Genomic DNA, 20988 nt, shown 5'->3' with positions numbered 1-20988 from the left:
CCTAAACGAGCATTCTAACTCTTGTATAAGAGCCATGCTGTCAACCCCACAATGGCGTAGGTTGATTGCATGGCAGCGATGCGCAATCCGCAATGTTGGGGTTATCCGGGCACTCTAGAATCAAAGCTCTCATTTTTCAGGTGCCGCAGTGCACCACTGACCTTCCTTTTCAGGAGATTCTTGCAATGACCGCTTTCATCGAGGCAGCTTCGCCCCACGTTATGCCCACTTACGGCCGCGTACCCATCGCGCTGGAGCGCGGCCAGGGCTGCCGCGTTTGGGACGTGAACGGCAAGGAATACCTGGACGCGCTAGGCGGCATCGCCGTCAACACCCTGGGGCACAACCACCCCAAGCTGGTGCCTGCCCTGCAGGAGCAGGTGGCCAAGCTGATCCACACCAGCAACTACTACCATGTGCCCGGCCAGGAAACCCTGGCCAAGCTGCTGACCGAGCGCTCGGGCATGACCAATGTGTTCTTCTGCAACACCGGCCTGGAAGCCAACGAGGCAGCCATCAAGATCGCCCGCAAGTACGGCGTGGACAAGGGCATTGCCAAGCCCGAAATCGTGGTCTACGACCACGCTTTCCACGGCCGCTCCATCGCCACCATGAGCGCCACGGCTAACCCTAAGGTACGTAACGGCTTTGGCGATCTGCTCGCAGGCTTCACGCGCGTGCCCCCCAATGACTACGAAGCCCTGATCGACGCGACCGAAGGCAACCCCAACATCGTCGCCATCATGATGGAGCCCATCCAGGGCGAAGGCGGCCTGCACCCCATGCGCGCCGACTACCTCAAGAAGGTGCGCGAGCTGTGCGATGCCAATGGCTGGCTGCTGATGATGGACGAGGTGCAGGCCGGCATGGGCCGCACCGGCAAGTGGTTTGCCCACCAGTGGGCCGGCATCACCCCCGATGTGATGACCCTGGCCAAGGGCCTGGGCTCTGGCGTGCCCGTGGGTGCCGTGGTGGCGCACAAGGCCGCTGCCGAAGTGCTCAAGGCCGGCAACCATGGCTCCACCTTTGGTGGCAACCCGCTGTCCATGCGTGCCGGCGTGGAAACCATCCGCATCATGGAAGAAGATGGCCTGCTGGCCCATACCACGGAAGTGGGCGAATATCTGAAGGCTAAACTGCAGGCTGAACTGGGCAGCCTCGAAGGCTTTGTCGAAGTGCGCGGACAGGGTCTGATGATCGGCGTGGAGCTGACCAAGCCCTGTGGTGAGCTGATTGGCCAGGCCGCAGAAGCCGGCCTGCTGCTGAGCGTGACCGCCGACACCGTGATTCGCCTGGTACCGCCGCTGATCCTGAGCAAGTCCGAAGCCGATGAAATCGTCGCCAGGCTCAAGCCCCTGGTTCAAGCCATTCTGGCAGCCTGATCCTCAAGGAATACTGCATGAAGCATTACCTGCAATTTAGCGACTTCACCGCCGACGAATACGACTACCTGCTGGAACGTGCAGCCCTGATCAAGAAGAAATTCAAGGGCTACGAAAAGCACCACACGCTGATCGACCGCACCATGGCCATGATCTTCGAGAAGGCCAGCACGCGCACGCGTGTGAGCTTCGAAGCCGGCATGTACCAGCTCGGCGGCTCCGTGGTGCATCTGACCACGGGCGACAGCCAGCTGGGCCGCTCCGAGCCGATTGAAGACAGCGCGCGCGTCATCAGCCGCATGACCGACCTGGTCATGATCCGCACCTTCGGTCAGGACAAGATCGAGCGCTTTGCCGAGTACTCGCGCGTGCCCGTCATCAACGGCCTGACCAACGAGTTCCACCCCTGCCAGATCCTGGCCGACATCTTCACCTTCATCGAGCACCGCGGCTCGATCAAGGGCAAGATCGTGGCCTGGGTGGGTGATGGCAACAACATGGCCAACACCTGGCTGCAGGCCGCCGATCTGCTGGGCTTCACGGTCCATGTCAGCACGCCCGGCGGCTACGAGGTGGACGAGCAGCTGGCCTTCAACGGCAAGCCCGTCAACCCCGGCTGCTACAAGGTGTTCAAGGACCCCCTCGAAGCCTGCAAGGGCGCCGATCTGGTCACCACCGATGTGTGGACCAGCATGGGCTACGAGGCTGAGAACGAAGCGCGCAAGAAGGCTTTTGCCGACTGGTGCGTGGATGCCGAGATGATGGCCTCGGCCAAGGCCGATGCCCTGTTCATGCACTGCCTGCCCGCCCACCGTGGCGAGGAAGTGGAGGCCGAAGTCATCGACGGCCCCCAATCCGTGGTCTGGGACGAGGCTGAAAATCGCATGCATGTGCAAAAGGCACTCATGGAGTACCTTTTGCTGGGTCGCGTGGACTGATGGCGCAGACATCGGCGCGCGCGGCGGCTCGCCAGAGCCCGCATGCGATTCGGGCGCAGGCTCATACCCGCTTGGCGGGTGTGAGGCGGCAGCATGCCGCGTGCCATAGCCAAAATCGCATGCATGTGCAAAAGGCACTCATGGAGTACCTGCTGCTGGGCCGCCAGCCAGGCTGATTCGCCGCGTCCGGGCTCATCTGCATACCTTCACCTCCATGCACCTGAGCCACATCACATCCCCACACCGCCAGAGGGCCCTGCGCCAGCTGGCGGTGTTTCTGTTTCCGCTGCGCCCCGCCCAGGGCGATGCGCGCTACGGCCAGCGCGGCGGCCTGCTGGCGCTGCGCCAGCCCCATATGGCACGCCACACGCGCGTGCCTTCCTTCTTCGGCCCGCGCAAATCCTTTGCCGCGCGCGTGCGTGCGCTTTATGTACGCATCCACACCTTCTATCTGAAGTTTCTTCAAGGCCATACCTAGTGGCCCGGCACCGGAAGCCGCAGGCAGCCCTGCGCGCCGGCTTCTCCTCCAGACCTCAAAAAGCCGTCCTTGCCCAAGGAGGACGGCGCGACCCCGATGCCTGAACCCTTGAAGAAACACGATGTCCGAATCCGTCCACCCCTGCCTGAACTGTGGCGCCTGCTGCCAGAACTACCGCGTTGAGTTTTCCATTTACGAGCTGCAATCCATGGGCGGCACCGTCCCCGATGAGCTGGCCCATGAAGTGCCCGGCAAGGGCAACCGCGCGCGCATGAACGGCACGGAACGTCACCCGGTGCGCTGCGTGGCGCTGCGCGAGCTGCCCGAGGTCGGCGCGGGCTGCATAGGCTGCGGCATCTACGAGCAGCGCTCGCGCCCCTGCCGCGACTTTCCGTTTGCCTCCTACGGCTGCCATGACACACGCGAGAAGTTCGGCCTGTCGGCACTGAGCGAGGAAGAAGTCCAGCCCTGGCTGGAAGCGGCCTGAGCTTTCGGCAAGCCCGCAAGCACTACTGCTATCAAATAAAAAGCTGCCTGCGCTTGCCAGTCAATCAATTCAGATACAAAAGTATCTGAATTGCAGAGATAGCAAGCGCAGGCAGCTATATTTTTAGCTGATTTGATCAGGCTCCGCCTGTGTTCAGGCCTTTCGGGTGTCCGAGCAGCTGTCGCCGCCACAGGCGCTGCAACCGCCGCAGCTGCCGCTCTTGGCTGCCGGAGCCAGCGAAGGATGAACCCGCGTCAGCCTGCGGCGCAGGCCGGCGGGCATGAAACGCCAGGTCAGCGACACGGCGGCCACCAGCACGATGGCGCCCACGATCAGTTCCTGCCACATAGACAATCCTTTCTCAGCCCCAGCCCAGGGCCACGGCGACGCGATAGGTCACAAAGCTGGCCAGATAGGCCAGAGCAAACAGATAGCCGGCCATCAGCAGCGGATAGCGCCAGCCATTGGTTTCGCGCTTGACCATGGCCAGCGTAGAGATGCACTGGGGCGCAAACACAAACCAGACCAGCAGCGACAGCGCGGTCGCCATCGACCAGCTGCTGGCGATCAGCGGGCTCAGTTGCTGGGCCATGGCATCGTCGCCCACGGCCGACAGCGCATACACCGTACCCAGCGCTCCCACCGCCACCTCGCGAGCGGCCATGCCGGGCACCAGCGCAATGGCGATCTGCCAGTTGAAGCCGATGGGCGCCAGCACCACCTCCAGCGCACGACCGATCTGGCCCGCGAAGCTGTAGCGAATCGCGCCTTCGGTCACGCCTTCGGGAGCGCCGGGGTAGCTGGAGAGGAACCACAACACGATGCTGACGGTCAGAATGATGCCGCCGACGCGGCGCAGGAAGATCATGGCCCGCTCGTACAGGCCCAGCACCAGACTGCGCAGGCTGGGGATGCGATAGGAAGGCAACTCCATCAGCAGCGGCGTGCGGGTCTTGACCTTGGCGGCCAGCTTACCCACCCAGGCCACGGCCATCGCGCTGGCAATACCACCCACATAGAGGGCAAACAGCACCAGGCCCTGCAGATTGAAGAAGCCGGCCACGGTCTGCTCAGGGATGAAGGCGCCGATCAGCAGCGTGTACACGGGCAGACGTGCCGAGCAGGTCATCAGCGGCGCGATCATGATGGTCAGCAGACGGTCGCGCCAGCTGGAGATCGAACGCGTGGCCATGATGCCGGGCACGGCACAGGCAAAGCTGGACAGCAGCGGGATGAAGGAGCGTCCGGACAGGCCCACGCTGCCCATGATGCGGTCCAGCAAAAAGGCGGCACGCGGCAGATAGCCCGAGTCTTCCAGCACCAGGATGAAGAAGAACAGAATCAGGATCTGCGGCAAAAAGACCACCACCGAGCCGGTGCCGGCGATCACGCCGTCGACCAGCAGGCTGCGCAGCACGCCATCGGGCATCACCCCATGCACCCACTGACCGAAGTCGCCGACCAGCCCTTCGATGCCGTCCATCAGGGGCTCGGCCCAGCTGAACACGGCCTGGAACATCAGGAACAGCGTCACCACCAGCAGCAGCGTGCCCCACAGCGGGTGCAGCACCACGGAGTCGATGCGATCGTCACGCTGGGTGGGCGCCGCGGGCTCCTGTACGGCCTGACGCATGATCTCGGCCACCTGCTGGTGCAGGGCCAGCAACTGGGCACGCGAGTTGCTGCCCGTCACGGGCTTGAACTGGCCTTCAAGCGTCGGAGCCTTGAGCTGCCTGGCCTGATCGCTGTCCAGCCAGGCCAGCAGATCCTTGGCGCCGGACAGATGCACGCCCACGCTCTCCACCACAGGCACGCCCAGCAGCTCGCTGAGCCTGGCCTTGTCGATGACCAGTCCCTGACGGCGTGCCATATCGCTCATATTGAGCACCACCACCATGGGCAGGCCAAGGGCCCGCGCCTCCAGCACCAGACGCAGGTTCAGGCGCAGATGGGTGGCATCGGTCACGCAGACCAGCAGCTCGGGCGGCGCTTCGCGCGGGTGCTGGCCCTTGACGATGTCGCGCGTGATGCGCTCGTCCTCGCTGTGCGCATCCAGGCTGTAGGTGCCGGGCAGGTCCAGCACGCGCACGCGGCGCTTGCCAGGCGTGCTCAGCCAGCCTTCCTTGCGCTCCACCGTCACGCCCGCGTAGTTGGCCACCTTCTGGCGGGCGCCGGTCAGCAGATTGAACAGCGCCGTCTTGCCGCAATTCGGGTTGCCCAGCAGCGCGGCACGCAAGGGCGCCTGCTCTGCGGCTTGAGGGCTCATCATGGTGATCTGGGATTCGCGCGCGTTCATGCTGCGGCCTCCAGTTGCACCAGCACCTGGGCCGCCTCATGGCGACGCAGGGCAAAAGTCGCCTGGCCTATGCGCACGGCCAGCGGGTCGGGGCCGGGAAAGCCGGTCGCGACGATGCGCACGGACTCGCCAGGCAGAAAACCGATTTCCATGAGTCTGAGCAGCAGGTTCTCATCCTCGCCTTCGGAGGAAGCCAGATCCACCACCCGGGCTGACTGGTTCACCGCCAGCTGGTCCAGGCCTATGACCGGCCCGGTCGCGGCTGCAGTCGCTGCAGCACTGGGAGATGGCACGCCGGATTCAGACGCTTGCACAGAAAAAGCATTCATGGACGAAGTAACTGACACCGGCTCAGAGATCGCCGAGGGGGACTGCAAAGAACTCATAGCGCATTATTAATTGATTTTGATTCTCATTTTCCATTTACTGTAGGCGATTGGCGCACAACGGTGGCGAATTGGCACCAGCAGCATGGACTTTTGGGCGGGTATTGAGCGGCGCGGTTGACAAATCTGCGGCCCGGCACACCCAAAGGGTTTGCACAGCTGCGAGAATTGCGGCCCCACGGAAAAATTCCGCCCTTCCCATGACCCATCCCTGTCTTAGCTGCGGCGCCTGCTGCGCGTCCTTTCGTGTCGATTTTTCCGTACACGAGTCCCAGGAGCATGGGGGCTGCGTCCCCGCAGGGCTGATCGAGGAGGTCACCGACTACACCTGCCGCATGCGCGGCACGGACTGGGCCAGGCCGCGCTGCGCAGCCCTGGTGGGCAAGGTGGGAGAGAAGGCGTACTGCGGCATTTATGAATGGCGCCCCTCCCCTTGCCGCGAGTTCGCCGCAGGCTCGGACGCCTGCAACCGCGTGCGCCAGCGCCATCAGCTGCCTGTGCTGGAAAGCGGTCTGATCTAGAAAACCGGGCAGCCAACGGCCGCCATATCAGCAGATCAGGCGTCCTGCTCGATCAGCACCACGCCGATATTGTCCTTGCCGCCCGCAGCATTGGCCGCCTCGATCAGGGCCTCCTGCAATCGCGCCAGCGGCAGGTTTTCCTCGAACAGGGTTTCAAGACTGGCATCGCTGAGCATATCGGTCAGGCCGTCGGAGCACAGCAAAATGCGATCTCCCTGCTGCAGCAGCCAGTGACTGAGTTCGGGCTCCACCTGGGGCATCACACCGAGCGCTCTGGTCACCAGATGACCGTAGCGCGAGGTCCTGGCATCTGCCTCGGAGATCAGGCCTGCATCGATATCCTGCTGTACCAGGGAGTGATCGCGCGTCAGCCGCTGCAGCCGGCCGGCACGCCAGGCATAGGCCCTGGAGTCGCCCAGATGGGCAATCAGCACCTCGCTCGCCAGCACCAGGGCGGCCACCACCGTGGTGCCCATGCCGCTGCAGCCGGGCGTGGACTGCGCGGCGGCATAGATGGCCGTATTGGCCATGTGCAGGGCGTCCGTCAGCTCGCACTGCGCAGCCAGCATGGATTCATCGGCGGCCGGGCCGTGCTGCACGCTGGTCGTGATCAGCTCCACGGCCATGACGCTGGCCACCTCGCCCGCGTTGTAGCCGCCCATGCCGTCGGCCAGCACGGCAACCGGCCAGGGCCTGGCCTGCGGCTCCAGGCCTACCGAGTCTTCGTTATTGCTGCGCTGGCGACCCATGTCGGCACGCCCCACCATGCGTACGGCTGGCCAGACTCGGGATGGGCTAGAAGCTGCTGCGGATGACATGGAAGATGGGGCGGGGGTCAGGTTCGCGAAAGCATTCAAGCGTAACGCAAGTCAGCTTCGCTCTTTGTCTGAAAAAGACACCGTTTTGCACTTGTTAACCAAGCAAAGACGCAATTTTGTTCAATACCTGGAAACGACCAAAGCTCAGACTGGTGGTCTCTTGTTTCAGGTTTGCCCATGCTTTCTTCTGTTCTGGCCATGGCCGGATTTGCACTGGCCGGTGCCATCACGCCGGGCCCGGTGAACGTGCTGGCCCTGCGCCATGGCAACGGCCGCGCCGGGGCCGCCTTCTGCTATGTGCTGGGAGCCAGTCTCAGCTATGCCCTCATCGTCTGGCTGATGGGCCAGAGCGGGCAATGGCTGCTCAAGCAGCCAGAGCTGCTGCGCTGGGCGCCGCGCATCTGTGCTCTCTATCTGCTGTGGCTTGCCTGGCAACTGGCCAAGGCCCCCGGGGCCCAAGGCCGGGCGGCCTGGGAGAGCGCCCCCGCATCGCTGCCGGCCGGTCCAGGCGGAGCGTTCGTGCAGGGCATTGCCATTCAAAGCCTCAACCCCAAGGCCTGGCTGGTGGCGCTTTCGGGCATCGGCATGTTCGTGGCTCCGCTGGCTGCGCAGCAGGTCTCGCTGCCAACCGCCTTGCTGCTGTTTTGCGCCGTCTCCTTGCTGGCCTGCCTGCTCGGCGTCGGCTGCTGGGCCGCGCTGGGCCACGCACTGACCCGGTGGCTGAGCACGCCACTGCGCCAGCGGCGGCTGAACCAGTCTCTGGCCATGGTGCTGGTGGCAAGCGTGGTCAGCATGCTGGCATGATGAGGCCGTCATGCCAGCCCCCAGCCACCATTTCCACCGCCACCCGGCCCTGCCCTGGGCCGAGCTGCGCATCAGCCGCCAGTCCTGCTACAGCTACCGGCTGCATGCGCATGCCCAGTACTCCATAGGCATCGTGGATGAGGGCGAGACCCTGTTTCTGCACGACGATGGCCCCGAAACATTGAGCGCGGGCAGCGTGGTGCTGATCGAGCCCGGCCACTGGCATGCCTGCAACCCCGAGACATTGCAGCCATGGTCCTACCGCATGCTGTTCGTGCAGGCCGACTGGGTTCATGAGCGGCTCGGCGTCGGCGCCCTGCGCTTTGCCCGGCGCGCCCTGAACGCGCCGGACATCTCGCGCTGGACCGACAGCCTCTGCCAGCCGCTTGCCGGCAGCGCCACGGACACGCAACTGCGGCAGCACGAGCAATCACTGGCGGATTTCCTGCAACTGCTGGGCAGTGCCGACCACACTCATGCAGAAAAGCCCCGGCCACCCGATGCCGTCCTGCCTGCGCTGCAGCACATGCACCGCAGCCCCGAAGACGAAACCAGCGTCCAGGCCCTGGCCCTGCGCTGCGGCATGAGCCCCAGCCGTTTCATCCGCCGCTTCAGGGCCGTCACCGGCGTCACGCCCGGGGCCTACCGCCTGAACCTGCGGCTCAATGGCGTGCGCCACCTGCTGGCCCAGGGCGAGCCCCTGGCCTCGGTCGCTCAACAGATGGGCTTTGCCGACCAGGCCCATATGCAGCGCGCCTTCAAGGCACATCATGCGCTGACGCCCGGCAACTACGCAGGAATGCCGCGCTGAGCCGGCTGGGCCTGCGCCAGGGACATTCGCCGCCACGCCGCTGCAGCCGGTCATTCGCGGGATACTTGCCGCTTCGATTTTTCGCATGCGCAAGTCAGCAATGGCCAACTTTGACAGTATTCAGCAACGCGAGACAGGCTTGCAGCAGCACCTGAACTCCGCCCAGATGACCATGATCGCCATCGGTGGCGCCATCGGTACCGGCCTCTTCATGGGCAGCGCCTTCGCCATCGGCTTTGCCGGCCCCAGCGTGCTCATCAGCTACGCCATCGGCGCCTTCATCGGCCTGCTGCTCATGGGGTGCCTGGCCGAGATGACCGTGGCCCACCCCACCTCGGGCTCCTTCGGCGCCTATGCCGAGCACTACATCAGTCCGCTGGCCGGCTTTGTGGTGCGCTATGCCTACTGGGGAGCCGTGGTGCTGGCCGTGGGCATGGAGGTCACGGCCGTGGGCAAGTACATGGCCTACTGGTTCCCCACGGTGGACCCATGGATCTGGGTGGCGCTGTTCTCGATCCTGCTGGCCGCCGTCAATGCCACCAGCGTCAAGGCCTTCGGCCAGGTCGAGTACTGGTTCTCCATGGTCAAGGTGATTGCCATCGTGGCCTTCATCCTGATCGCAGCCTATGTGGTCTTCGGCACCCGACCCGAGGGCGTGGGCTTCGACAACTACTTTGTCGATGGCGGCTTCTTCCCCAACGGCTGGTGGGGCACCTGGGTGGGCGTGATCGTGGCCATCTTCAGCTATCTGAGCCTGGAATCCATTGCCATTGCTGCCGGCGAGGCCCAGAACCCCAAGCAGGCCGTGACCCGTGCCTTCCGCACCACGGTGCTGCGCCTGGTGCTGTTCTATCTGCTGTCGCTGGCACTGATGCTGGCCGTCGTGCCCTGGAGCCATGCGGGCACGGACAAGAGCCCGTTTGTCAAGGTGATGGAGATTTTGCAGATCCCGGGCGCGGCCGCGGCCCTCAACTTCGTGGTGCTGCTGGCCTCGCTGTCGGCCATGAACAGCCAGCTCTACGTCACCTCGCGCATGATGTTCAGCCTCTCGCGCGGCGGCTATGCCCCCAAGGGACTGAGCAAGCTCAGCAAAAGCGGCGTGCCGCTGGGCGCGATTGCCGTCTCCTGCCTGGGCATGGCCGTGGCCATGGTGCTCAACGTGCTCAAGCCCGAGCAGTCGCTGGAGCTGATGATGTCGATCGCCATGTTTGGCGCCATGTTTGCCTGGTTCATGGTGTTCGTGACCCATCTGTTCTTCCGCCCGCGCTGGCAGCGCGAACACCCGGGCCAGAAGCTGGAGTTCCGCATGTGGGGCTTTCCCGTGCTGACGCTGGTCGGGGCGCTGCTGATGGCGGGCGTGATCGTCACCACGCTGTTTACCAAAGAGTTCCACACCACCGTGCTGGTGGGTGTGCCGTTTCTGATCGTGCTGGTGCTGGTCTATGCTCTTTGGTATAGAAAGAAAGTGACCCCCTGAGGCGCTAGCGCGCCTTCCCCCGAAGGGGGACGACGGCCTTTGCTGCGGGGCGGCCCTTGCTGGCCGTCCCGCACTCGGGCCTGTTATCGATCACAAGCGACTGACCCCATTCATACACACCATGACACGCCAGATCTGGGATATTTCTCCTGCCATTCATCCTGCCGCTCCGGTGTTTCCGGGCGACACGCCCTATAGCCAGGAATGGGTGGCCAGCATTGGCCCGGGCTGCCCGGTCAATGTCAGCGCCATTCATCTCTCGCCCCATGTGGGCGCGCATGCCGATGCGCCGCTGCACTACGATGCGCAGGGCGCGGCCATTGGCGCCGTCGATCTGGATGCCTTTCTTGGTCCCTGCCGCGTGATCCACGCCATAGGCTGCGGGCCACTGATCGAATGGCATCACATAGCGCACGCCATCGATGCCGACCTGCCCGGGCGTGTGCTGGTGCGCACCTACGAGAAAGCGCCCACCGGCTGGGATGCCGACCTCGCCGCCTATGCCCCCGAGACCGTGCAAAAGCTGGCCGACCTGGGCGTGAGGCTGATCGGCATAGACACAGCCAGCATCGACCCCGCCAGCAGCAAGAGCCTGGACAGCCATATGGTGATCCGCCAGCGCGGCCTGCGCGTGCTCGAGAACCTGGTGCTCGACGAGGTCGGCGAAGGCGACTACGAACTGATCGCTCTGCCGCTCAAGCTCACCGAAGCCGATGCCTCGCCGGTGCGTGCCGTGTTGCGCAGCCTGCTCTGAGGCGCTTGGCGCAAAGAAACCGATGTCCTCGCTGCGAGGCGGCTGCACCGCCCCGGTCTCGGACACAATGGGCGATTCTGAGTCCAGCCATATTTGAATCAGAACCGGCTCTGACATAGACACAATCACCGTCAGCAGCTATCAAAAATGAGAGAAGGAAGACAATGACCACTTTGCAAGACTGCCAGGCTCTGGACGCCCAGGACCCGCTGCGCGCGCTGCGCGAACGCTTTGCCCTGCCCCAGGGCGTGATCTACCTGGACGGCAACTCCCTGGGCGCCCAGCCCAAGGCCGCCGCCGCACGCGCGGCCGAAGTGGTGACGCAGGAATGGGGCCAGGACCTCATCACCTCCTGGAACAAGGCCGGCTGGATCTCGCTGCCCGAGCGCCTTGGCAACCAGTTCGCCCCCTGGCTGGGCGTGGGCCAGGGCGAGCTGGCGTTCACCGACACCACCTCCATCAATCTCTACAAGGTGCTGAGCGCTGCCGCCCGCATCGCCCGCGAAGATGCGCCCGGCCGCAAGAAGCTGATCAGCGAGCGCAGCAACTTCCCCACCGACCTCTATATCGCCCAGTCCGTGTGTCAGGAATACGGCCTGGAGCTGGTGCTGCTCGAGCCCGAGGAAATCGCTGGCGCGCTGCAGACCGATGTGGCGATCTCCATGCTCACGCATGTCAACTACCGCACAGGGGCCATGCACGATATGGCGGCCGTGACGGCCGCCGCCCATGCCAAAGGCATTCTCTGCGTCTGGGATCTGTGCCACAGCGCAGGTGCCGTGCCCGTGGACCTCAAGGGCGCCGATGCCGACTTTGCCGTGGGCTGCAGCTACAAATACCTCAACGGCGGCCCCGGCGCGCCGGCCTTTGTCTGGGCGCATCCGCGCCTGATCAACCGTTTCTGGCAGCCGCTGTCGGGCTGGTTCGGCCACGCCGAGCCTTTCAAGTTCGTGCCCGACTACCACCCCGCCCAGGGCATCCAGCGCTATCTCTGCGGCACCCAGCCCATGATCAGCATGAGCGTGCTGCAATGCGGTATCGACATCTACACCGAGGCCGAGGCTTTCGGCGGCATGGCCGCGCTGCGCAAGAAATCGCTGGCACTGACCGATCTGTTCATCCAGCTCGTGCAAGAGCGCTGCCAGGGCCACGGCCTGGGTCTGGCGACACCGCGCGAGCATGCGGCACGCGGCTCCCAGGTCTGCCTGACCCGGGAAGAAGGCCTGGGCGTGAACGGCCAGGGCAGCGGCGCTTACGCCATTGTCCAGGCGCTGATTGCACGCGGCGTGATCGGTGACTTCCGCAAGGGCGACGGCGGCACGGGCAGGCACAAGGACATTCTGCGTTTCGGCTTCACACCGCTGTATGTGGGCTTTGCCGATGTCTGGAATTCCGTCGAGCATCTGCGTCAGGTGCTGGAATCGGGCGAATGGCAACGGCCCGAGTTCAATACCGTGCACGCCGTGACCTGAGGCAGGCACCGGGCGCGGGCCGGCCAGCATACGGTCAGGCCCGCGCCCAGCTCCAATTGAGCACACCCATCAGCGCAACGGCGGCCAGGGCCAGCATCAGCACGCTTTGCTGCACCCAGCGCCGCTGGGCAGCGCCTTGCGTCAGCAGTTGCACCGCCATCTCCACCTTGCCGGGCGAAGCCATGAGCAGCAGCGAGGCACTGACGTTGTGCACGGCCATGAATGGCAGCAGCGGCGCGCCCAGCGCCTGGGCGATCTCGGCCTGCGTGGCCGCGAACATGGCATTGGCCCCGGTATTGGAGCCGGTCACGAAACCGCCCAGCGCGCCCACAAACGGTGCGGCCAGCAGATACAGCGGCCCGCTGCGGGCCAGCGCCTGCGCCAGCTGCGCGGCCATGCCCGAGACCGCCATCAGCACGCCCAGCACAATGAACAGCGCCGTGACCGGTGCCACCTGCAGCCAGGAGCGCCAGACCTTTGCCAGCGATGGGCGCGCCGGCCGGCCCTGCGTGAAAAAAACCGCCGCCACCAGCAGCCACAGCCCCGGTGAAGCCAGCCCATGCCAGACGGCGGGCAGATCCAGGACGCGCAGCAGCGCCGCGGCCGCCAGCACACCGCCCAGCAGCAGCGCATAGGCCGCCAGCGCACGCCGCCCCGGCGCGCTCAGAGGCGGCTTGTCCGCGTCCGCTTGCGACACACCCAGCCTCAGGCGCAGCAGATGCCAGCCCACCACCAGCAAGGCACCGAGCGCCCCAGCTGGCGCCGTGCCGGCCAGGGTATTCATCAGAGCCACGGCCGCCGTCAGCAACAGACCCGACAGAAGGCCCTGCAACAAGGCCTGTCGCCGGCGGCCCGGCGCACTCGCCAGAGCCGCCGCCGCCATGCCGGTGATGACAAACGGAATCACGCTGACCAGCGCCGAAGCCTGACCCAGCTCCTTGAACGGCAGACCGGCCATGGTGGCCGCCACCAGCGTCCCCGGCCCCATGGAGCCCCAGGGCACGGCGCACAGGCCCAGCAGGCCGATGAGCACCACCTTGCGCGGCGGCAGCCCGTAGTGGGCGAGCAGCGGTATGCCTATGGTCACGCCCACGCCAAAGCCGGTGACCGACTCGGCAAACGGCGTGATGCCATGCACCACCAGCAGCACGGCGCCCGTGCCGCTGCCGGCCCTGGCCAGCAGCCAGTCGGCCAGGGCCTTCTGCGCTCCCAACTCGCGCAGCACCTCGGACAGCAGCAGCCCGCCGCCCACGATCAGCAGCACTTCCAGCAGCACCGGCGCCCAGTGCATGCCGGCGGCCAGCCATGTTGAAGCGGGCTGCGCAAAGGCTGCGGCAATCACCAGCAGCGCCACCGCCACGCCCAGCGCTGCGGCATGCAGCGAGCGCCAGCCCGCCAGCAAAACGGCGATGACGGTGGCCACGGGCAAGGCACTGATAAACATGTACATTGCATTCATCCTTGAAAAATAATTTCCTATACGCAAAATTATTTTCTCATAGGAAAATTTTCAACACAAAAACAGACGCCATGACAAGGAGCCAGGCTTGAACTCCACCACCGCATCGCAGGCATCGGAGCACGATGCGCTTTTCGGCGCCGCCGTCCGCGCACGCCGCGCCCAGCTGGGCATCACACTGGATCAGCTGGCCCAGGCCAGCGGCGTCTCACCGGGCGCGCTGTCGCGCGTGGAGCGCGGCCTGCTGGCCACCAGCCTGCGCAATGCGATGGCGATCGCACAAGGCCTGGGCTGCGAGCTGGGCGAGCTGGTGCAAAGCGCGCCCAGTGCGCAGATCACGCGCGCCGGCGAGAATCTGCGCTTTGTCGACGAGGCCAGCGGCGTGGAGCGCCTGGCCCTGGCCAGCCCCAGCGCGGGCGTGAACCTGGTGCATTACCGGTTTCCGCCGCATGCAGTCTCCAGCCATTTCGCGGCCCATCGCGCAGGCACGCGCGAGGTCTTTCATGTGCTCGAAGGCAGCATCGAAGTCTTCACCGCCCAGGAGCAGGTGCTGCTGCACGCGGGCGACACGGCCACGCTGGTGGTGGACAGCGAGCACCGGCTGGCCAATGCCTCGGGCCAGCCCGCACGCCTGCTGCTGCTGGTGCTGTCGCCGCTCTGAAGCGCTGCCGCCTGTCGCCTCTCAATAGGCGTTAATAGGCGCTAATAGGCGCTGTCGGCCAGCGAGGCCCACAGGTGTGCGGCCACCAGTGCGCGCCAGGGCCTGAACTGCTCCAGCCAGTCGCTGGCGGCACGCGCATCGGGCTTGTCGCTGCCCGTGAGCAGACCGATGGCCCGGCGCACCGCCACATCCCCGTGCAGGCTGCCGTCGGGCCAGCCATAGCCGCGCAGCAAGGTGTAGTTCACCGTCCACGGCCCTATGCCCTTGACCGCCAGCAATTGCGCCGAGGCAGCGGCCACATCCTCCTCATCCCAACGGCCGGCGGCGCTGCGGGCGGCCCAGTCGTCCAGCGGCAGGCTATCGTCGGCAACGGCCTGGGCCACGGCCAGCAGAGTCTGGGCCTTGGCCTGGGAAAAGCCCGCGCCGCGCAGCGCGTCCAGCCCCAAGGCCGCCACGCGCGGTGCATCGGGATAGGCGTGCAGCGCCGGCATGCCCCCGTCTTGCGCCATCAGCTCGCCCGCCAGCGCTATCAGCTTGCGCCGCAGCGAAACGGCCACGGCCACCGTGATCTGCTGGCCGGTGATGGCCCAGGTCAGCGCCTCGAAGGGCGTAGGCGAGCCGGGCACATGCAGGCCGGCCTGGCGCGAGAGCAGCGCGCCCAGCTCGGGGTGGTCGCCATGCGCCAGCTCCAGCTGGCCGGGCGCGTAGATCAGCCCCAGCATGCGTTTCACCATCGCTTGCAGCGCAGCCCGGTCTGCCGCAGCCGACTCTGCCTGCGGCGCATCCAAGCTGGCCTGCACCTGTCCGCTCTGCCATTGCAGCTGCAGCAAGGCGGGGCTGCGCTGCCACATGATGGCCTTGTGCAGGCTGCGCGCACCGGCATCGACCCGCTCGGCCAGCTGCTGTTCGTCGCGATCATGGAAATGCACGAATTCGTCAAAGCGGTAACGCGCGGGCAGGGCAATGGAGACTTCAAGCAGCATGCGGTTTTCTATCACAGCGGGCAGCGCCGTGGCGCGCCTGTGCTTCATTCGTAAAATTCATAGCTTCTATCGCTTATCAGACAATGATTTCAGATAGATATCTATTCAAAATCATTGTGAGGAATGCGATAGCAGCTCTCTTTAAGAGAGCTTGAGCTGGGCCTGCTGGGCCTCGCGCAGCAGCAGCGCACGCTTGCGCTCCACGCCCCAGCGATAGCCCGAGATGCTGCCGTCATTGCGCAGCACACGATGACAGGGCACGGCCACTGCAATCGGGTTGGCAGCCACCGCGCTGGCCACGGCCCGCGTGGCGCTGGGCTGGCCCAGTTGCCGGGCCAGCTCACTGTAGCTGACAGTCTTGCCGGCCGGAATGCTCTGCAGCGCCTGCCACACGCGCTGCTGAAACGCCGTGCCCTGAATATCCAGCGGCAGGGCCAGCCCCAGCCTGGGCTGCTCCATCAGGGCCACCACCTGGGCCACGGTCTGTTCATACCGGGCGTCGGCCCCGATCAGTTGCGCCGCCGCAAAACGCTGCTGCAGATCGTCCACCAGCGCATGGGGATCATCGCCCAGCAGCACGCAGCACACGCCCTTGTCGGTGCTGGCCACCAGCAGGCTGCCCAGCGAGCATTCGGCCAGGGCAAAGCGGATGCGCTGGTCCTGGCCGCGCCTGCGATAGGACTGCGGCGCCATGCCCAGCATGGCCGGCGCGTCCTTGTAGAAGCTGCTGCTGGCTTCATAGCCGCTCAGATAGGCCGCATCGGTGACCGACTCGCTGGCCTCCTGCGCCAGCGCGGCACGCACATGCCTGCCGCGATAGGCCTTGGCATAGGCCTTGGGCGTAAGCCCCGTGGCGCGCTTGAAGTTGCGGTGCAACTGCCAGGGACTGAGCCCGAGGCGCTGCGCCAGCTCCTCCAGAGCGGGCATGGGCTCCTCGCTCTCCAGCCAGCGGCAGCACTGGATCATGCGCTCATCGGTTTGCGAATTTGCAGCGGCGGTGGAAGGCAGAGGACTGGGCATGGCGTGAATCTCGGCGGAGTGCGTTTTCTGTCATCGGTCTGTGTCTGGCCTGACTTTACGCAAAGCTATGGCAGCTTGCATCCACGTTCTTGCAGGCTTTGTGTGCCCGGATTCGGTTACGCTGCGCGCACCTGTCCATCAACAATGACTTCACCATGACGAATGAATCCTCCGGCTGCCCTATGCATGGCGGCGCCGCCATCGTCCACGACGAGAAAGCCCAGCTCGACTTCAGCCGTGACATGAGCTATGGCGACTATCTGCATCTGGACCAGATTCTCACGGCCCAGCACCCGCTGTCGCCTGCCCATGACGAGATGCTGTTCATCGTGCAGCACCAGACCAGCGAGCTGTGGATGAAGCTGATGCTGCACGAGGTGCGCGCGGCTACGGCAGCCATTGCCAATGCCTCGGGCGAGACCAAGCCCGATGCCTTCAAGATGCTGGCTCGCGTCTCGCGCATCATGGAGCAGCTGGTCAGCGCCTGGACCGTGCTGTCGACCATGACGCCGCCCGAGTACTCGGCCATGCGCCCCTACCTGGCCAACTCCAGCGGCTTTCAGAGCTACCAGTACCGCTGTATCGAGTTTGCGCTGGGCAACAAGAATGCGGCCATGCTCCAGCCCCACGCCCACCGCTCGGACCTGCTGGCCCAGGTACAGGCTGCCTACGAATCGCCATCGCTGTACGACGTGGCCCTGCAACTGCTGGCCCGCGAAGGCATAGCGGTTCCTGCCGACCGTCTGCAGCGCGACTGGACCCAGCCCTATGAGGCCAGCGAGGGCGTGAAACAGGCCTGGATCACCGTCTACCGTGACCCGCACAAGCACTGGGATCTGTACCAGCTGGGAGAAAAGCTGGCCGATATCGAGGATGCCTTCCGTCTCTGGCGCTTTCGCCATCTGACCACGGTGGAGCGCGTCATCGGCTTCAAGCGCGGCACAGGCGGCACCGGCGGTGTGAGCTATCTCAAGAAGATGCTGGACGTGGTGCTGTTCCCCGAGATCTGGAGTCTGCGCACCGAGCTGTAAGCCGCTTTGGCCATCGCCACTCAGGCTGCCCCTGCTGCTCTTTCGTGACAGCGCGGGCAGCCTGAATTATTTAGGCTCCGTGCAAAACCTAACATCGCAACAAACCGCCCATGCCCTCCGATCACAGCGCCGCCCCGCCAGCGCCGAACACCAGTCCAAAACCCGACTCTTCCGGCTGGGCCATGCTGGTCTGCCTGCTCACGGGCTTTGCACTGAGCCAGGCCTTCAGAACCGTCACCTCCATCATCGCCGACGGTCTGCGCACGGACTTCGGCTTGTCCGCGCAGTCGCTGGGCTCGTTTGCCGGGCTGTTCGCACTGTCCTTCGGCGTGGCCCAGCTACTTATGGGCATAGGCATGGATATCTACGGCCTGCGCCGCACCGTGCTGCTAGCCTTTCCGCTGTCGATTGCGGGGGCTGCGCTGTCCGCACTCGCACCCAGCTATTCCTGGCTGATGCTGGGCCAGTTGCTGATCGGCGTGGGCTGCTCGCCCGCCTTTCTGGCCAGCACCATGTTTATTGCGCGCCACTTTCCGGCCGATAAATTTGCCTACCTCTCGGGCATAGGCCTTGGCCTGGGCGGGCTGGGCCTGCTGTTTACCGGCACGCCCATGGCCTGGCTGGTGCAGCATATGGGCTGGCGCGCCGGCTTTGCGCTGCTGGCGGTGCTGAGTGTGCTGTCCTGGCTGCTGATCTTCTTCAAGGTGCACGAGCCCGAGCTTCCCGGGGACTCCCAGCCCAAACCCGGCTTCATGCAGGCACTGCAAGGTTTTGGCAGCCTGCTGCTGCTGCCCCATACCTGGGGCATTGTGCTGCTGGGCATGGTCAGCTATGCCTCGTTCCTCACCGTGCGCGGCCTCTGGCTCAGTCCCATGCTGATGGATCGCTACCAGTTTTCATTGGTCACGACCGGCAATGTGGCACTGGCCTGCTCCGTCATTTCGCTGTTTGTGCCTTCCATGTTCGGCCGGCTGGACCCCGGTCCGGCCAGGCGCCGCCAGCGCATTGCACGCTTTGCGCTGCTCATGGCCGCCGTTTTTGTCGCACTGGCCCTGGTCCACCAATCCGTAGGCAGCGTGCTGCTGCTGCTGGTCATGAGTGTGCTTTCAGGCTATGGCACGCTGATCTATGCCGATGTGCGCTCCTCCTACCCACAGGCCACGACGGGACGCGCGCTGTCCATCTTCACCATGGCCATGTTTCTCGGAGCCGCGCTCATGCAATGGCTGTCCGGCCTGGTTGCAGGCGTTGCGGAACGCCAGAATGCCGACATCTATCAGGCCGTGATGCTGATGATTGCCGCCATGCTGGGCAGCGGTGTGCTGGCTTACCAGCTCATCAAGCCTTCGCCGCTGCTGCTCAAGGCAAGCCACTGAAGCTGTCTATCTGCCAGGCCGGCGCCGACGCGAAAGCCATCCCGGTGATGGTGACCTCTCGCTAAAGCGCACCCTCATAGAGCCAGGGCACATCCATGATGCGCCCGCCCAGAGCGCGCAGCGACAGGTCGCGCCCCCAGCGCATAGGCCCTGTCGCATGGAAGATCCGGCCATTGCGCAGCGAGCGCTCCTGCACCCTGGCATTGCGCTGCCAGCGATTGAGCGCATAGCGGCGCAGCCGCAGACTGACATCCAGATCATGCATGGACAACGCACTTTGCAGCTCGGCCGCATCCTCGATGGCCATGCCCGCACCCTGCGCCAGATAGGGGCGCATGGGATGGGCTGCATCGCCCAGCAGGGCCACAAGGCCTTGCGCCATCTGAGTCTCTGAGGACACTGGCTGCCGGTCGGCCACCGGCCACAAACGCCATTCGCCGCCCACATCGGGAACATGCTGAACCAGATCCTGCAGGTAACCGCATGCGCCCTGAAGATGCTGGAGCAGGTCGGGCAGATTGGCAGAATGGTCCCAGTGGTCGAGATCCTCTGGCGCCGGCCCCTGCACTATGACCACCAGATTCTGCAGCTCGCCCCGGCGCACGGGATACTGAATGGCATGCAATTGCGGCCCCATCCAGGCCGTGACCTCGCTGGTGCGCAAGCGCTTGGGCAGATTTGCCTGATGCACCATGGCCCGATAGGCCAGGTGCCCGGTCACACGCGGCGGGCCATCGCCCAGCATCTGTGCACGCACGGCGCTGCGCACGCCGTCAGCGCCGATCAGGGCATCGCCCTCGATGAGCTTGCCGGTACTAGTGCGAATGGTGACCACACCGTCCTGCTGGCTATAGCTGCTGACGAACTGGTTGAGGTTGAGGTGAGCCTGAGGCAGAACCTGCAATGCCTCCAGCAGAATCTGGTGCAGGTCGGCTCGATGAATGGTGAGGTAGCTGGCTCCATAGCGCTGCACCATATCTGCGCCCAAGGGCAGTCGCCCCAGCTCTTGCCCCGTCACGGCACTGCAGGCTCGCAAGGCCGAAGGGCAGGCCACGACCTGCTGCAACGATCGCTGCAGCCCCCATGCCTGAAGGCGGCGCACCACATTGGGTCCCAGTTGAATGCCGGCTCCGACTTCCGAAAACTGCGCGGCACGCTCGAACAGGCGCACATCCCAATCAGCCCGCACCGCCGCAATGGCGGCTGCCAGACCGCCAATACCGCCACCCGCAATCAACACCTGCTTGTTCATGGACTCTTATTGTGCCGCTTAGTCACCGGTATCGAAGAGAACTCTGGTTTGCGCTGCCGCAAACCTTGCTGCCATGAAAAAAGCCCGCCAAGGCGGGCTCTTTCAACGTGCGCAAACAGCAGATCAAATCGCGAACTTTTCGCGGTCCTGGTCTGCAATCCACTTTGGCGGCTTGCCGCGGCCGGTCCAAGTCTGACCCGTAGCAGGATCACGATACTTGGGAGCCACCTTGGCGCCCGCATTGGCGGAAGAGCGCGCGCGAGCGGGAGGGAAGACATCTTCAGCAGTCAGGCCGTACTCGGCAATCAGGCCGCGAACCTTGCTCACAGCGTCGGCCAGTTCACGCGAACGGGCTTCGTTGATTTGCTGTTCCAGCTCTTCTCTCTGCTTCAGGAGTTCCTTGTAAGTGCTCATGATTTGCGCTTCTTGGTTGATTAAAGAGACTGCATTATAAATGCCGGAATTTCAAAATCATGATTTTCCGAGTAAGCAAAAACCACAATTCAGAATATTTATAAAATGCAACTACGTGTTAATAAATAGCTATTACGCCTGCTGAACTACCAATATCTTGTCGGTACG

The 20988-nt window shown here is 64.5% G+C and carries 22 protein-coding genes; 13 read left to right on the top strand and 9 right to left on the bottom strand.

Going from position 1 to position 20988, the window contains the following annotated elements; translation table 11 throughout:
* Positions 1-185 precede the first annotated feature (185 nt).
* The 4 genes from CTATCC11996_RS17470 (at position 186) to CTATCC11996_RS17455 (ending at position 3285) form a co-directional block, all read left to right on the top strand.
* Complete coding sequence (locus CTATCC11996_RS17470) at positions 186-1382, top strand: aspartate aminotransferase family protein (RefSeq protein ID WP_003078633.1); 1197 nt, start codon at positions 186-188, stop codon at positions 1380-1382.
* Positions 1383-1399: 17 nt separating this feature from the next.
* Entirely contained in the window at positions 1400-2320 is a 921-nt protein-coding gene (gene argF / locus CTATCC11996_RS17465) for an ornithine carbamoyltransferase (RefSeq protein ID WP_003078631.1), read from the top strand.
* 214 nt (positions 2321-2534) lie between these two features.
* Positions 2535-2798 (top strand): hypothetical protein, encoded by a 264-nt coding sequence (locus tag CTATCC11996_RS17460; RefSeq protein ID WP_003078629.1) that lies wholly within the window; start codon positions 2535-2537, stop codon positions 2796-2798.
* 121 nt (positions 2799-2919) lie between these two features.
* A complete protein-coding gene (locus tag CTATCC11996_RS17455) occupies positions 2920-3285 on the top strand; it encodes a YkgJ family cysteine cluster protein (RefSeq protein WP_003078627.1) in 366 nt (121 codons plus the stop codon).
* A 153-nt stretch (positions 3286-3438) separates the two neighbouring features.
* Here CTATCC11996_RS17455 and CTATCC11996_RS17450 read toward each other — a convergent pair whose 3' ends face one another.
* Genes CTATCC11996_RS17450 through CTATCC11996_RS17440 form a run of 3 tightly spaced genes read right to left on the bottom strand, consistent with a single transcriptional unit; the run spans position 3439 to position 5910 of the window.
* On the bottom strand, positions 3439-3633 hold the full coding sequence (locus tag CTATCC11996_RS17450; RefSeq protein ID WP_003078625.1) for a hypothetical protein: 195 nt from the start codon (positions 3631-3633) through the stop codon (positions 3439-3441).
* 13 nt (positions 3634-3646) lie between these two features.
* Positions 3647-5581 carry a ferrous iron transporter B gene (feoB, locus tag CTATCC11996_RS17445; RefSeq protein WP_003078623.1) on the bottom strand — a complete coding sequence of 645 codons (1935 nt, stop codon included), beginning with the start codon at positions 5579-5581 and terminating at the stop codon, positions 3647-3649.
* Positions 5578-5910, bottom strand: coding sequence for a FeoA family protein (locus tag CTATCC11996_RS17440; RefSeq protein ID WP_003078622.1), 333 nt, complete (start codon positions 5908-5910; stop codon positions 5578-5580). Before CTATCC11996_RS17440 ends, feoB begins: the two co-directional genes overlap by 4 nt.
* Positions 5911-6167: 257 nt before the next feature.
* On the opposite strand from CTATCC11996_RS17440, the gene CTATCC11996_RS17435 reads away from it, so the two are divergent.
* Positions 6168-6488 (top strand): YkgJ family cysteine cluster protein, encoded by a 321-nt coding sequence (locus CTATCC11996_RS17435; RefSeq protein ID WP_034349544.1) that lies wholly within the window; start codon positions 6168-6170, stop codon positions 6486-6488.
* Positions 6489-6523: 35 nt separating this feature from the next.
* Here CTATCC11996_RS17435 and CTATCC11996_RS17430 read toward each other — a convergent pair whose 3' ends face one another.
* On the bottom strand, positions 6524-7255 hold the full coding sequence (locus tag CTATCC11996_RS17430) for a Stp1/IreP family PP2C-type Ser/Thr phosphatase (RefSeq protein WP_003078616.1): 732 nt from the start codon (positions 7253-7255) through the stop codon (positions 6524-6526).
* Positions 7256-7483: 228 nt separating this feature from the next.
* Between CTATCC11996_RS17430 and CTATCC11996_RS17425 the strand changes: the two genes are divergently transcribed.
* The 5 genes from CTATCC11996_RS17425 to kynU all read left to right on the top strand — a co-directional run bounded on the left by CTATCC11996_RS17425 (position 7484) and on the right by kynU (position 12624).
* Complete coding sequence (locus CTATCC11996_RS17425; RefSeq protein ID WP_003078613.1) at positions 7484-8110, top strand: LysE family translocator; 627 nt, start codon at positions 7484-7486, stop codon at positions 8108-8110.
* A 10-nt stretch (positions 8111-8120) separates the two neighbouring features.
* Entirely contained in the window at positions 8121-8921 is an 801-nt protein-coding gene (locus CTATCC11996_RS17420) for an AraC family transcriptional regulator (protein WP_003078610.1), read from the top strand.
* A 100-nt stretch (positions 8922-9021) separates the two neighbouring features.
* Positions 9022-10398 (top strand): amino acid permease, encoded by a 1377-nt coding sequence (locus tag CTATCC11996_RS17415; protein WP_003078606.1) that lies wholly within the window; start codon positions 9022-9024, stop codon positions 10396-10398.
* A gap of 121 nt (positions 10399-10519) precedes the next feature.
* On the top strand, positions 10520-11152 hold the full coding sequence (kynB, locus tag CTATCC11996_RS17410) for an arylformamidase (protein WP_003078601.1): 633 nt from the start codon (positions 10520-10522) through the stop codon (positions 11150-11152).
* Between the two features lie 164 nt (positions 11153-11316).
* Positions 11317-12624 (top strand): kynureninase, encoded by a 1308-nt coding sequence (gene kynU / locus CTATCC11996_RS17405; protein ID WP_003078599.1) that lies wholly within the window; start codon positions 11317-11319, stop codon positions 12622-12624.
* 34 nt (positions 12625-12658) lie between these two features.
* Here kynU and CTATCC11996_RS17400 read toward each other — a convergent pair whose 3' ends face one another.
* On the bottom strand, positions 12659-14074 hold the full coding sequence (locus tag CTATCC11996_RS17400) for an SLC13 family permease (RefSeq protein ID WP_003078597.1): 1416 nt from the start codon (positions 14072-14074) through the stop codon (positions 12659-12661).
* Positions 14075-14171: 97 nt separating this feature from the next.
* On the opposite strand from CTATCC11996_RS17400, the gene CTATCC11996_RS17395 reads away from it, so the two are divergent.
* Positions 14172-14744, top strand: coding sequence for a helix-turn-helix domain-containing protein (locus tag CTATCC11996_RS17395; protein WP_003078594.1), 573 nt, complete (start codon positions 14172-14174; stop codon positions 14742-14744).
* 41 nt (positions 14745-14785) lie between these two features.
* Here the strand turns inward: CTATCC11996_RS17395 and CTATCC11996_RS17390 are convergent, their stop codons facing one another.
* Together CTATCC11996_RS17390 and ada are read right to left on the bottom strand one after the other, a co-directional pair.
* Positions 14786-15775, bottom strand: a complete 990-nt coding sequence (locus CTATCC11996_RS17390; RefSeq protein WP_003078592.1) for a DNA-3-methyladenine glycosylase family protein — start codon at positions 15773-15775, stop codon at positions 14786-14788.
* Between the two features lie 93 nt (positions 15776-15868).
* Entirely contained in the window at positions 15869-16747 is an 879-nt protein-coding gene (gene ada, locus CTATCC11996_RS17385; protein WP_003078589.1) for a bifunctional DNA-binding transcriptional regulator/O6-methylguanine-DNA methyltransferase Ada, read from the bottom strand.
* A gap of 155 nt (positions 16748-16902) precedes the next feature.
* Between ada and kynA the strand changes: the two genes are divergently transcribed.
* Together kynA and CTATCC11996_RS17375 are read left to right on the top strand one after the other, a co-directional pair.
* Positions 16903-17778, top strand: coding sequence for a tryptophan 2,3-dioxygenase (gene kynA / locus CTATCC11996_RS17380; protein WP_034349541.1), 876 nt, complete (start codon positions 16903-16905; stop codon positions 17776-17778).
* Between the two features lie 110 nt (positions 17779-17888).
* Positions 17889-19154: an MFS transporter gene (locus CTATCC11996_RS17375; protein ID WP_003078581.1), complete on the top strand. Its 1266-nt coding sequence runs from the start codon at positions 17889-17891 to the stop codon at positions 19152-19154.
* Positions 19155-19215: 61 nt separating this feature from the next.
* Here the strand turns inward: CTATCC11996_RS17375 and CTATCC11996_RS17370 are convergent, their stop codons facing one another.
* Complete coding sequence (locus CTATCC11996_RS17370; RefSeq protein ID WP_003078579.1) at positions 19216-20406, bottom strand: FAD-dependent monooxygenase; 1191 nt, start codon at positions 20404-20406, stop codon at positions 19216-19218.
* 123 nt (positions 20407-20529) lie between these two features.
* On the bottom strand, positions 20530-20820 hold the full coding sequence (locus CTATCC11996_RS17365; RefSeq protein WP_003078576.1) for an H-NS histone family protein: 291 nt from the start codon (positions 20818-20820) through the stop codon (positions 20530-20532).
* Positions 20821-20988: the final 168 nt, after the last annotated feature.

Source organism: Comamonas testosteroni ATCC 11996, assembly GCF_000241525.1.
Taxonomy (GTDB): domain Bacteria; phylum Pseudomonadota; class Gammaproteobacteria; order Burkholderiales; family Burkholderiaceae_C; genus Comamonas; species Comamonas testosteroni.
Note: the sequence above shows the minus strand (reverse complement) of the source record. Positions and strands in the feature narration are given on the sequence as shown.

Excerpts from the sequence above, each read along its gene's own strand:
- CTATCC11996_RS17470 (WP_003078633.1), top strand. The coding sequence starts at position 186 with ATGACCGCTTTCATCGAGGCAGCTTCGCCCCACGTTATGCCCACTTAC.
- argF (WP_003078631.1), top strand. The coding sequence starts at position 1,400 with ATGAAGCATTACCTGCAATTTAGCGACTTCACCGCCGACGAATACGAC.
- CTATCC11996_RS17460 (WP_003078629.1), top strand. The coding sequence starts at position 2,535 with ATGCACCTGAGCCACATCACATCCCCACACCGCCAGAGGGCCCTGCGC.
- CTATCC11996_RS17455 (WP_003078627.1), top strand. The coding sequence starts at position 2,920 with ATGTCCGAATCCGTCCACCCCTGCCTGAACTGTGGCGCCTGCTGCCAG.
- CTATCC11996_RS17450 (WP_003078625.1), bottom strand. The coding sequence starts at position 3,633 with ATGTGGCAGGAACTGATCGTGGGCGCCATCGTGCTGGTGGCCGCCGTG.
- feoB (WP_003078623.1), bottom strand. The coding sequence starts at position 5,581 with ATGAACGCGCGCGAATCCCAGATCACCATGATGAGCCCTCAAGCCGCA.
- CTATCC11996_RS17440 (WP_003078622.1), bottom strand. The coding sequence starts at position 5,910 with ATGAATGCTTTTTCTGTGCAAGCGTCTGAATCCGGCGTGCCATCTCCC.
- CTATCC11996_RS17435 (WP_034349544.1), top strand. The coding sequence starts at position 6,168 with ATGACCCATCCCTGTCTTAGCTGCGGCGCCTGCTGCGCGTCCTTTCGT.
- CTATCC11996_RS17430 (WP_003078616.1), bottom strand. The coding sequence starts at position 7,255 with ATGGTGGGGCGTGCCGACATGGGTCGCCAGCGCAGCAATAACGAAGAC.
- CTATCC11996_RS17425 (WP_003078613.1), top strand. The coding sequence starts at position 7,484 with ATGCTTTCTTCTGTTCTGGCCATGGCCGGATTTGCACTGGCCGGTGCC.
- CTATCC11996_RS17420 (WP_003078610.1), top strand. The coding sequence starts at position 8,121 with ATGCCAGCCCCCAGCCACCATTTCCACCGCCACCCGGCCCTGCCCTGG.
- CTATCC11996_RS17415 (WP_003078606.1), top strand. The coding sequence starts at position 9,022 with ATGGCCAACTTTGACAGTATTCAGCAACGCGAGACAGGCTTGCAGCAG.
- kynB (WP_003078601.1), top strand. The coding sequence starts at position 10,520 with ATGACACGCCAGATCTGGGATATTTCTCCTGCCATTCATCCTGCCGCT.
- kynU (WP_003078599.1), top strand. The coding sequence starts at position 11,317 with ATGACCACTTTGCAAGACTGCCAGGCTCTGGACGCCCAGGACCCGCTG.
- CTATCC11996_RS17400 (WP_003078597.1), bottom strand. The coding sequence starts at position 14,074 with ATGTACATGTTTATCAGTGCCTTGCCCGTGGCCACCGTCATCGCCGTT.
- CTATCC11996_RS17390 (WP_003078592.1), bottom strand. The coding sequence starts at position 15,775 with ATGAAGCACAGGCGCGCCACGGCGCTGCCCGCTGTGATAGAAAACCGC.
- ada (WP_003078589.1), bottom strand. The coding sequence starts at position 16,747 with ATGCCCAGTCCTCTGCCTTCCACCGCCGCTGCAAATTCGCAAACCGAT.
- kynA (WP_034349541.1), top strand. The coding sequence starts at position 16,903 with ATGACGAATGAATCCTCCGGCTGCCCTATGCATGGCGGCGCCGCCATC.
- CTATCC11996_RS17375 (WP_003078581.1), top strand. The coding sequence starts at position 17,889 with ATGCCCTCCGATCACAGCGCCGCCCCGCCAGCGCCGAACACCAGTCCA.
- CTATCC11996_RS17370 (WP_003078579.1), bottom strand. The coding sequence starts at position 20,406 with ATGAACAAGCAGGTGTTGATTGCGGGTGGCGGTATTGGCGGTCTGGCA.
- CTATCC11996_RS17365 (WP_003078576.1), bottom strand. The coding sequence starts at position 20,820 with ATGAGCACTTACAAGGAACTCCTGAAGCAGAGAGAAGAGCTGGAACAG.